11 protein-coding genes are annotated in these 9580 nt (G+C 66.0%); 4 read left to right on the forward strand and 7 right to left on the reverse strand.

The genetic code is table 11. The features are described 5' to 3' along the window. Window positions 1–141: 141 nt before the first annotated feature. From HMPREF2886_RS21640 to HMPREF2886_RS21650, 3 genes are all read left to right on the forward strand, one after another. A complete protein-coding gene (locus HMPREF2886_RS21640) occupies window positions 142–732 on the forward strand; it encodes a DedA family protein (protein ID WP_079387288.1) in 591 nt (196 codons plus the stop codon). A gap of 164 nt (window positions 733–896) precedes the next feature. After that, a complete protein-coding gene (gene elbB / locus HMPREF2886_RS21645; RefSeq protein ID WP_033973347.1) occupies window positions 897–1565 on the forward strand; it encodes an isoprenoid biosynthesis glyoxalase ElbB in 669 nt (222 codons plus the stop codon). Window positions 1566–1660: 95 nt separating this feature from the next. Continuing rightward, the gene (locus tag HMPREF2886_RS21650; RefSeq protein WP_033973346.1) at window positions 1661–2134 is read left to right on the forward strand and encodes a thioesterase family protein; all 474 of its coding nucleotides are present in this window, start codon (window positions 1661–1663) and stop codon (window positions 2132–2134) included. Here HMPREF2886_RS21650 and HMPREF2886_RS21655 read toward each other — a convergent pair. The 6 genes from HMPREF2886_RS21655 to HMPREF2886_RS21680 form a co-directional block, all read right to left on the reverse strand. Next, window positions 2119–2601, reverse strand: a complete 483-nt coding sequence (locus HMPREF2886_RS21655) for a YaiI/YqxD family protein (protein WP_033973345.1) — start codon at window positions 2599–2601, stop codon at window positions 2119–2121. The two genes, HMPREF2886_RS21650 and HMPREF2886_RS21655, sit on opposite strands and share 16 nt — an antisense overlap. 66 nt (window positions 2602–2667) lie before the next feature. Beyond that, complete coding sequence (locus tag HMPREF2886_RS21660) at window positions 2668–4569, reverse strand: cytochrome c/FTR1 family iron permease (protein ID WP_033976993.1); 1902 nt, start codon at window positions 4567–4569, stop codon at window positions 2668–2670. Window positions 4570–4673: 104 nt separating this feature from the next. Continuing rightward, the gene (locus HMPREF2886_RS21665; RefSeq protein ID WP_033973344.1) at window positions 4674–5303 is read right to left on the reverse strand and encodes a LysE family transporter; all 630 of its coding nucleotides are present in this window, start codon (window positions 5301–5303) and stop codon (window positions 4674–4676) included. A gap of 226 nt (window positions 5304–5529) precedes the next feature. Next, the gene (locus HMPREF2886_RS21670) at window positions 5530–6288 is read right to left on the reverse strand and encodes a TerC family protein (RefSeq protein ID WP_033976966.1); all 759 of its coding nucleotides are present in this window, start codon (window positions 6286–6288) and stop codon (window positions 5530–5532) included. 6 nt (window positions 6289–6294) lie between these two features. Beyond that, the gene (locus HMPREF2886_RS21675; protein WP_033973343.1) at window positions 6295–6873 is read right to left on the reverse strand and encodes a mechanosensitive ion channel family protein; all 579 of its coding nucleotides are present in this window, start codon (window positions 6871–6873) and stop codon (window positions 6295–6297) included. Next, window positions 6873–8789 (reverse strand): ATP-binding cassette domain-containing protein, encoded by a 1917-nt coding sequence (locus tag HMPREF2886_RS21680; protein WP_033973341.1) that lies wholly within the window; start codon window positions 8787–8789, stop codon window positions 6873–6875. The genes HMPREF2886_RS21675 and HMPREF2886_RS21680 overlap by 1 nt, the downstream gene beginning before the upstream one ends. 45 nt (window positions 8790–8834) lie before the next feature. Between HMPREF2886_RS21680 and HMPREF2886_RS21685 the strand changes: the two genes are divergently transcribed. Next, entirely contained in the window at window positions 8835–9314 is a 480-nt protein-coding gene (locus HMPREF2886_RS21685; protein ID WP_070748330.1) for a TIGR02444 family protein, read from the forward strand. Here the strand turns inward: HMPREF2886_RS21685 and HMPREF2886_RS33665 are convergent. Next, window positions 9311–9580: hypothetical protein (locus tag HMPREF2886_RS33665; protein WP_177344460.1), on the reverse strand; the 270-nt coding region annotated here is incomplete at its 5' end. The two genes, HMPREF2886_RS21685 and HMPREF2886_RS33665, sit on opposite strands and share 4 nt — an antisense overlap.

A 9580-nucleotide genomic window follows, 5' to 3' on the forward strand; every position in this document is an offset into this window, starting at 1 on the left:
CCTGCCGCACCGCCAATCATCGCAAAAAGCCAGCCACGAAGGCCATTCATTGCACAATCAATGACCTGGGCCGTGACGATCGCGCTTTCCCCACGCCCTCAACCGAGTTAGGCTGCGCGTTCATTTCGCTTCGCTGCCCCGATGATGCTCCAACAATTCCTGCAGGACTTCGGCTATTTCGCCCTTTTTCTCGGTACTTTCTTCGAGGGCGAAACCATTCTCGTGCTGGCCGGGTTCCTTGCCTTCCGCGGCTACATGCAGCTGGATACCGTGATTCTCACCGCCTTCCTCGGCAGCTACGCCGGCGACCAACTCTGGTACTTCCTCGGACGCCGCCACGGCCGCCGGTTGCTGGCGCGCAAGCCGCGCTGGCAGAAGCTCGGCGACAAGGCGCTGGACCATGTGCGCCGCCATCCCGACCTGTGGGTGCTGAGCTTCCGCTTCGTCTACGGCCTGCGTACGGTGATGCCGGTGGCCATCGGCCTGTCCGGCTATCCACCGGCCCGCTATCTTCTTCTCAACGGCATCGGCGCCATCGTCTGGGCCGCCGCGCTGGGCTCCGCCGCCTACTACTTCGGCAGCGTACTGGAAGGCATGCTCGGCAACATCAAGAAATACGAGCTCATGGTCCTCGGCGGCCTGATCGTGCTGGGCCTGCTGCTCTGGCTATGGCGGCGTTTCAAGACACCGCGCGGCAACGGCGCGGGCGACAACGCCGACAAATCCGAGTGAACCCGCGCCGGCGCGACTGAACAGCCGGCCCCTTCGCACACTCCAACTCCTTGTACCCTCCGCTCCGGCTGGCCGCCGGGGCCGGCGGCTCGCTATGCTTGCGCGATACCGACCCCGGCCAGGCCCGTCCGGTCCGGATCCTGCGTTCCCAAGGAGTAAGCCTCATGCACAAGAAAGTTGCCGTCATCCTCTCCGGTTGTGGCGTCTACGATGGCGCGGAAATCCACGAAAGCGTGATCACCCTGCTCCGCCTCAGCCAGCGCGGCGCCGAGGCACAATGCTTCGCGCCGAACATCGCCCAGCACCATGTGGTCAACCACCTGACCGGCGAGGAAATGCCGGAAAGCCGCAATGTCCTGGTCGAGTCCGCGCGTATCGCCCGCGGCGAAGTCAAGGACCTGCGCGAAGCCCGCGCCGAGGACTACGACGCGCTGATCGTGCCCGGCGGCTTCGGCGCCGCGAAGAACCTCAGCGACTTTGCCGTCAACGGCGCGCAGTGCCAGGTGCAGCCGGACGTGCTGGCGCTGGCCAAGGCTTTCGCCGAGGCCGGCAAGCCAGTCGGGCTGATCTGCATCGCTCCGGCGATGGCGGCGAAGATCTACGGCGCCGGCGTCCAATGCACAATCGGCAACGACGCCGACACCGCCGACGCGCTAAAGCAGATGGGTGCCGAGCACATCGACGCGCCGGTGGACGAGATCGTCGAAGACAGCGCGCGCAAGCTGGTGACCACCCCGGCCTACATGCTCGCCCAGTCGATCGCCGAAGCCGCCTCCGGGATCAACAAGCTGGTCGACCGGGTGCTCGAACTGGTGGACCAGGACAAGGCCTGATCGGCCAAGCACGAGGGCGGTCGCGCCGCCGCCCTTTTCAAATCCGTGCCTTTACGCCAGCGTGCGTCTCGAAACCACCGAATCGAGACGCCGCGATGAGCGAAACGCCCTCCCCCGCCCTGCCTGACGACGTCCACCAACTGGTGGCGGATTTCTTCCAGCGCATCCCCTTCAACCGCATGCTCGGCATCCGCGTGGCGAGCCTGGGCCGCGAGCGGGTAGTCCTCGACCTGCCGATGAAGGACGAACTGATCGGCAACTTCGTGCAGGGCATTCTCCACGGCGGGGTGATCTCCAGCCTGCTCGACGTCACCGGCGGAGCGATGGCCCTGATCGGCGCCCTCGAACGGCATCGCGAACTGCCAGGCCACGAGCGCATGGCGCGGCTGTCGAAGCTCGGCACCATCGACTTGCGCGTCGACTACCTGCGCCCGGGACGCGGCCGGACGTTCACCGCCAATGCGGTGCCGCTTCGCTCGGGCAACAAGGTCGCAGTGGTGCGCTCGGAACTGCATAGCGACGACGGCACTCTGGTCGCCGTCGGTACCGGTACCTATTTGTGCGGCTGACTCGCACGTAGATCGGCTTCCCGCTGCAGGCGGGTGAGCAGACGGTCCAGGGCGTTGGCGAACGCCTGGCGGTCACGCTCACCGTAGGGCGCCTGGCCGCCGCCCATTTGCCCCTGGTCACGCAGGTCGGCCATCAGGTTGCGCATGGCCAGCTTATCGCCCATGTTTCGCGCGTCGAACTCGCGGCCGCGAGGATCGAGGGCGGCAACCTGTTTCTTGATCAGCCGATCGGCCAGCGGTACGTCGCTGCAGATCGCCAGGTCGCCCGGCTCGGCCTGCTCCACCAGGTAATCGTCAGCCGCATCCATCCCGCTTTCCACCACCACCAGACGCACGCAGGCGAACGGCGGCTTGACCTGCGGCTGGCCGGCAACCATCCAGACTTCCAGCTTGCGCTTGAGGGCGAACTTGCAGACCAGTTCCTTGGCCGCCTTGGGGCAGGCGTCGGCATCGATCCAGATACGCATGAACGGACTTCCATAGAAATGACGACGGCCAGTATCGCACTGGCCGTCGTGGTTGCGCGAACCCGTTCAGTCGGCGGCGTTGGCCGCCGCACGCCGGCGCTCGACGATCCGGCTACGTCCGAAGAGCAGCGCGATGGCCACCAACGCCATGGCCTGGGCCGACAGCGAATAGGCGTCGGCCTTGATCCCCAGCCAGTCGAAGTCGAAGAACGGCACCGGACGGGTGCCGATCACCCCGGCTTCCTGCAAGGCGATGACACCATGTCCGGCGAACACCACCGAGAGCGCGCAGAGCAACGCCGCGTTGATGCTGAAGAACAACCCCAGCGGCAGTTTCGTCGAGCCACGCAGGATCACCCAGGCCAGGCCGATCAACAAGACCACGGCGGTCGCCGCGCCACCGATCACGGCGTTGTGCCCGGCCGGTCCGGCCTGCAACCAAAGGGTCTCGTAGAACAGGATGACCTCGAACAACTCGCGGTAGACCGAGAAGAACGCCAGCACTGCGAAGCCGAAGCGTCCGCCGCCACCCACCAGGCTGCTGCGGATGTAGTCCTGCCAGGCTGCCGCGTGGCGGCGGTCGTGCATCCAGACGCCGAGCCAGAGCACCATCACGCAGGCGAACAGCGAGGTGAAACCCTCCATCAGCTCGCGCTGGGCACCGCCGATATCGATCACATAGGCGGCCAGCGCCCAGGTGGCGAAGCCGGCGACGAAGGCCAGCCCCCAGCCGACGTGCACGCCGCGCACGGCACTTTCCTGCCCGGTATTGCGCAGGAAGGCGAGGATGGCGGCAAGCACCAGGATTGCCTCTACCCCTTCGCGCAACAGGATCAACAGGGCGGAAACGAAACTGATGGAGAAGCTCAGCGAGTCACCGCCAAGCTGCTTGGCGGCCTCCGCCAGCTTGCCCTTGGCCAGCTCCAGCTGTTGCGCCACCTGGGTTTCCGGGAGGCCATCGCGCAACGCCTGGCGGTAGGCCATCAGCTGCTTCTCGGTGGAGCGGCGCAAATCGGCGTCGACGTTGTCCAGCGAGCTTTCCACCAGCTCGAAGCCTTCCAGGTAGGCCGCCACCGACAGGTCGTAGGCCTGGTCGCGGTCGCCTTCGCGATAGACCGCGAAGCTCTTGTCCAGGGTGGCGGCGGTATAGTCGATCAACTGCCCAGGACCGCGCTGCTCCAGCGGCGGATGCGCACGCAAGGCGCGGAAGCTATCCGCAGCGGCCTCGCCGTCATGCTCGGCGACTTCGGCCGGAGTCTGCGTGGCCAGGGTCGCCAGCGGGTAGGCATGGGCCTTGTCCTGCTGCGCACTGCCGGCGCTCAGGCCGGCCACATAGCTGGCCAGGTCCCAGCGCTGGCGTTCGTCGAGTTGGTCGGCGAACGCCGGCATGTCGGTGCCGGCCACGCCCAGGCCGATGACGTTACGCAGGTCGTAGAGGCTCAGGTGATCGAGACGCTGGCGATCGGTGAGGTTCGCCGGCGGCGGCTCCAGGCCGATGCCGGCGGGGCCGTCGCCCATGCCCGCATCGCCATGGCAGATCGCGCATTGCTGGGCATAGATCGGCGCCGCGCGGCTCGGGTCGGGGGTGATCGCGGGGGTCTGCACCACCTGGTAGATATCCGCCACCCGTGCCTCGAGGTTGCGCGCCTGGAGGGCCACGTCCCTTCCCGGCAAGCGCTGCTCGATGGCCTGGCGCAGGCTGGCGACGTCGCTCTCCAGCTCGGCGCGCTCGGGGCGCATCGGCAGGGTCAGGACCAATGCCTGCAGATTGCCGACGAACTCCACCTGTTCCTGGTATTCGCTGGGGTCGACGATCTTGCCGTCAGCCACGGTCGGCGGATAGTCGGCCGCCAGGTAACTCAACAGATGCAAGGCTTGGGAGGGGTCGACGGCCGTGTCGGCAAGAGCTCCAAGGCTGAACGCGCAGACCAGCGGCAGCAGCCACAGCAGGATTTTCGGAGGGTGCATGGCGAAGACGAAGTGAGAATGGAAGAGATTAAATTGTCCCTTCGCCTTCCCGCCCATGCAAGAAATACTCTGTAACAATCACGCCCATCGGCGTGTCGGGCGGCTCAGAGCGGCGCTCGGCGTACCGTCGCCAGCAGCCCCGCGGCGCCGACGAACAGGCTGGCGAAGGTACGATTCACCAGCTTCTGCTGGCGCGGCGAACGCAGTACGCGTAGCACGCGCGCAGCCAGCCCGGTGTAGCCGGCCATGACGATCAGGTCGACGACGATCATGGTGCCGCCCATGATCAGGTACTGCGCCAGCAGCGGCTGGTGCGGGTCGATGAACTGCGGCAGTACCGCGAGCATGAAGATCACCGCCTTGGGATTGCTGGCGTTGACCAGGAAACCACGCAGCACCAGGGTCAACGGTCGCCCCAGGGGCCGTTCGCCATCGGGGCTCAAGGCCTGTGGCGGCGCCTGCCACTGGCGCACCGCCAGGTACACCAGGTAGGCCACGCCGAACCACTTGATCAGGCTGAAAGCCAGCGCCGAGGTCGCCAGCAACGCACCGACGCCGGCGGCGACGATGGCGATCTGCAGGGCCAGGCCGATCTGCAGGCCCAGCGCGTTCCAGTAGCCTCGCGCAAAGCCGTACTGCAACCCGCAGGACATCGAGGCGATGGCTCCGGCGCCCGGCGACAGGCTGATAGCCCAGCAGGCGAGAAAGAAGGCGAACCAGGTACTGACGAGCATTGCACACCTCGGAAAGCGGACGCGGCTGGGAGGGAGACGAAAAACCAGTGTGCACCAAGGCGGAGCGGTCGCACAGGCTTTCCGACGATGCGCGTCGTCCTGCCCTTGCGCAAACGTCCGGGCGGGCAGGAAAAAGCCCGGCAGATACCGGGCCTCTTCGGATGCGCACTCAGCCAGGGAGGGCGGACGACCGCGATACGGCTGTTCGCCCTGGCCCCGAACGCTCTCAGTCCGGCGAACCCTTGCGCAGCTTCACCGGCTCTTCGCCGCGCTTGCGCGCCAGGGCTCCGCGCAGACGGATGTTCAGCGCCTCCACCGCCAGGGAGAAGGCCATGGCGAAGTAGACGTAGCCTTTCGGCACGTGCACTTCGAAGGACTCGGCCACCAGCACGGTGCCGACCACGATGAGGAACGACAGGGCGAGCATCTTCAGCGACGGGTGTTTCTCGATGAAGTCGCTGATGGTGCCTGCCGCCAGCATCATCACGCCGACCGAGATGACGATCGCCGCGACCATCACCGGCACGTTCTGCACCAGACCGACGGCGGTGATCACCGAGTCCAGGGAGAAGATGATGTCGATGATCGCGATCTGGACGATGATGCCCATGAAACCGTGGGCCTTGCCGCCGCTCTTCTGCTCTTCTTCCGCGCCTTCCAGGCTGTGGTAGATCTCCATGGTGCTCTTGAACAACAGGAACAGGCCGCCGAAGAAGAGGATCAGGTCACGCCCGGAGATGCCCTGGCCGAACAGGTGGAACAGGTCGGTGGTCAGGCGCATGACCCAGGTGATCGAGAGCAACAGCAGGATCCGCGTGCCCATGGCCAGGGCCAGGCCGAAGAAACGCGCCTTCGGTTGCTGGGCCGGCGGCAGGCGCCCGACCAGGATCGAGATGAAGATGATGTTGTCGATGCCGAGGACGATTTCCAGGGCGGTCAGGGTCAGGAACGCGACCCAGATTTCAGGATTGGCGAGCCATTCCATAGATGGTTATTTCCCGTTTCTTGTTGGAGTTGAAAAACCTGGCCCACGCCAGCGACGCACGGCTTTCTGGAAGAACAGGCTGTTGGGAACCTGCAGCAGCGGGCCCGGCGAGCCATCCTCGAGGGTTTCTTCCAATGTCGTATATAAGAGATTGATGGCAACCACGCGACCGGTGACACCCGGTTTGTCGGCGCTATCGATCAGCTCCACGCGGTCGCCGATGCGGAACGGCCCGACGGTGAAGATCAGCAACGCACAGAACAGGTTGGAGAGCACGCTCCAGATGGCGAAGAAGGCTACCGCCGCCACCGCGGCGAAACCCGTCAGCGCGGTCCACAGCACTTCGGCGGACACGCCCAGGCGTTCCAGTACCATGATCAGTGCGCTGACCATGATCAACCAGCGCAGGCCGCCGCGCAGCGGCAGGAGCAGCTCCGGCGGCACCGGATAACGCTCGCCGATACGGGTCACCGTGCGCCGGACCAGGCGCTGGAGCAGCCAGGCGACCAGCAGGATGAGCAGGATCTGCAACGCCACCACCAACGGCCCGCTCCAGGTCTGCGTCAACACCTGCAAGTCTTCCATCACTCACTGGCCTCCAGTTCTTTCTGCAGGGCTTCGAGGGTTTCCAGGGCCTCCAGCCAACGTTCCTCCAACTCGCCTTCGCGAACCTTCAGGCTCGATTGTTCGGACAGCAACTCGCGCAATTCGTCCTTTCGCGATGGATCGTACAGGGCGCTTTCGCCCAACCGCGCCTCGATAGCGGCTAGCTTTTCGTGCAGGCCGCCGAGTTCGCGCTCCAGCTTGTCGGCCTCGCGCTTGTGCGGCGCCAACTGCTGGCGCAGCGCGGCCGCTGCCTGGCGCTGGGCGCGCTTGTCGGTGCGTTCGGTCGGCGCGCCCGGCGCGGTCTCGGCCTGCGGCGCCTTGCGCGCGCGATAGTCGACCAGCCAGCGGGCGTAATCGTCGAGATCGCCATCGAACGGCACCACGCGCCCATCGGCGACCAGGAGGAATTCGTCGGTGGTGCTTTTGAGCAGGTGCCGGTCGTGGGAAACCACCAGGACCGCCCCGGAAAACTCCTGTAGAGCCATGGTCAGGGCCAGGCGCATTTCCAGGTCGAGGTGGTTGGTCGGCTCGTCGAGCAGCAGCAGGTTGGGCTTCTGCCAGGCGATCAGCGCCAGGGCCAGGCGCGCTTTCTCGCCACCGGAGAAGTTCAATACCGGCTCGTCCACTCGAATGCCGCGGAAATCGAAGCCGCCGAGGAAATCCTTGAGGGTCTGTTCGCGCTCGCCGGGGGCGATACGCTGCAGATGCAGCAACGGGCTGGCCTGTGGGTCCAGCGAATCGAGCTGGTGCTGGGCGAAGTACCCGATGGCCAGGTTCTCGCCACGCAACAGGCGGCCGCCCAGCTCGGGCAGGTCCCCGGCCAGGGTCTTGATCAGGGTCGACTTGCCGGCGCCGTTGGGACCGAGCAGGCCGATCCGCGCACCGGGCACCAGTTGCAGCTTGACCTTCTCCAGCACCGCCTTGTCGCCATAACCGAGACGGCCTTCGCCGAGATCCAGCAACGGCCGGGAGATCTTGTCCGACTCGCGGAAACTGAAGTTGAACGGCGAATCGACATGTGCCGGCGCCAGTTCCTCGAGACGCTCCAGCGCCTTGATCCGGCTCTGCGCCTGGCGCGCCTTGGTGGCCTTGGCCTTGAAGCGGGCGATGAAGCTTTCCATGTGCGCACGCTGCGCCTGCTGTTTCTCGTAGGCCTGCTGTTGCTGAGCCAGCCGCTCGGCGCGGGTCCGCTCGAAAGCGGAATAGCCGCCGCGGTAGAGGGTCAGCTTGCGGTTTTCCAGATGCACCACGTGGTCCACCACCGCATCGAGGAAGTCGCGGTCGTGGGAGATCAGCACCAGAGTGCCGGGATAACCCTTGAGCCACTCTTCCAGCCAGAGGATGGCGTCCAGGTCGAGGTGGTTGGTCGGTTCGTCGAGCAACAGCAGGTCGGACGGGCACATCAGCGCCTGCGCCAGGTTCAGGCGCATCCTCCAACCGCCGGAGAAATCACCGACCCGGCGCTCCATCTGCTCGCTGCTGAAGCCGAGCCCGGCCAGCAGCTTGCGCGCCCGTGCATCGGCGGTGTAACCGTCGGCGTTGTCCAGCTCGGTATGCAGGCGCGCCAGGGCAGAACCGTCGTGCGCCGCTTCGGCGGCGGCCAGCGCCGCCTGGATCTCGCGCAGGCGACTGTCGCCGTCGAGCACGTAATCCACCGCCAGGCGATCCAGGGTATCGACCTCCTGGCGCATGTGCGCGATGCGCCAGTCGGCGGGCAACAGGCAGTCGCCGGCATCCTGGCCGAGCTGGCCGCGCAATAGCGCGAACAAGCTGGACTTGCCAGCGCCATTGGCCCCGATGAGACCGGCTTTCTGGCCGGCGTGCAGGGTCAGTTCAGCAGCTTCCAGGAGGCGCTGCGGCCCGCGCTGTAGCGTAAGATTGAGGAGTCGAATCATGGCGGCGGAGTTTATCAGTTTCGCCCTTGCGGAGCGTGAGGCTGTATGACTGGAAATGTCTGGAAATTCGCGGTGGACGTCTATGCCCAGCCGGGCGTGGAAACGGTTTGCCTCGCGCTTCAGGAGCAAGGTGCGGACGTCTGCCTCTTGCTGGTCGCCGCCTGGCTTGGCAGGCGTGGCGTGAGCTGCTCGAAAGAACGCGCCCAGATCCTGGAGAACGCCGCGCGTCCCTGGCGCGAAACGGTCATCGAACCCCTGCGCAGATTGCGTTGCGCCTGGCGCGAAGCGGCAACCCACGATGCCTGCCTGGCCGAACTCCGTGAGGAAATGAAGGCCCAGGAACTACGAGCGGAACGGGAACACCTGCAACGCCTGGCCGACCTGGCCACAGCCTGGCTGGAGGGCCAGGAAGCGAATCGCAGTGCGGATGCCTGGCTGCAAGCCTGCAGCCAGGACATCTGCACGGAAGCAGAGCGCCGGGCTTTGCTGGTGCTTGGCTCGGCGGCTTTGCAGACAGCGCCTTAGGAGGCGCTGGTCGGGGCGGCGCCGTTGCTGCCCGCGGCAGGCGTTGCCGAAGCGGCGCTGGGGGTGGCTGCCGGGGCGCTGGGGGTCGTCGCAGGCTTCGCAGCAGGAGCGGTGGAGGGCTTGGCTGCGGCAGGTTTCGCGGCTACGGGTTTCGCCGCAGGCTTGGCCGCCGGTTTCGCAGCAGGCTTCGCAGCCGGTTTGGCTGCAGGCTTCGCGGCCGCGGGTTTCGCCACAGGCTTGGCCGCCGGTTTCGCCACAGGCTTCGC

This window comes from Pseudomonas sp. HMSC066A08 (assembly GCF_001813025.1).
Taxonomy (GTDB): Bacteria; Pseudomonadota; Gammaproteobacteria; order Pseudomonadales; family Pseudomonadaceae; genus Pseudomonas; species Pseudomonas aeruginosa.

Excerpts from the sequence above, each read along its gene's own strand:
- HMPREF2886_RS21670 (WP_033976966.1), bottom strand. The coding sequence starts at position 6,288 with ATGGAATGGCTCGCCAATCCTGAAATCTGGGTCGCGTTCCTGACCCTG.
- elbB (WP_033973347.1), top strand. The coding sequence starts at position 897 with ATGCACAAGAAAGTTGCCGTCATCCTCTCCGGTTGTGGCGTCTACGAT.
- HMPREF2886_RS21675 (WP_033973343.1), bottom strand. The coding sequence starts at position 6,873 with ATGGAAGACTTGCAGGTGTTGACGCAGACCTGGAGCGGGCCGTTGGTG.
- HMPREF2886_RS21640 (WP_079387288.1), top strand. The coding sequence starts at position 142 with ATGATGCTCCAACAATTCCTGCAGGACTTCGGCTATTTCGCCCTTTTT.
- HMPREF2886_RS21655 (WP_033973345.1), bottom strand. The coding sequence starts at position 2,601 with ATGCGTATCTGGATCGATGCCGACGCCTGCCCCAAGGCGGCCAAGGAA.
- HMPREF2886_RS21680 (WP_033973341.1), bottom strand. The coding sequence starts at position 8,789 with ATGATTCGACTCCTCAATCTTACGCTACAGCGCGGGCCGCAGCGCCTC.
- HMPREF2886_RS21685 (WP_070748330.1), top strand. The coding sequence starts at position 8,835 with ATGACTGGAAATGTCTGGAAATTCGCGGTGGACGTCTATGCCCAGCCG.
- HMPREF2886_RS21665 (WP_033973344.1), bottom strand. The coding sequence starts at position 5,303 with ATGCTCGTCAGTACCTGGTTCGCCTTCTTTCTCGCCTGCTGGGCTATC.
- HMPREF2886_RS21660 (WP_033976993.1), bottom strand. The coding sequence starts at position 4,569 with ATGCACCCTCCGAAAATCCTGCTGTGGCTGCTGCCGCTGGTCTGCGCG.
- HMPREF2886_RS21650 (WP_033973346.1), top strand. The coding sequence starts at position 1,661 with ATGAGCGAAACGCCCTCCCCCGCCCTGCCTGACGACGTCCACCAACTG.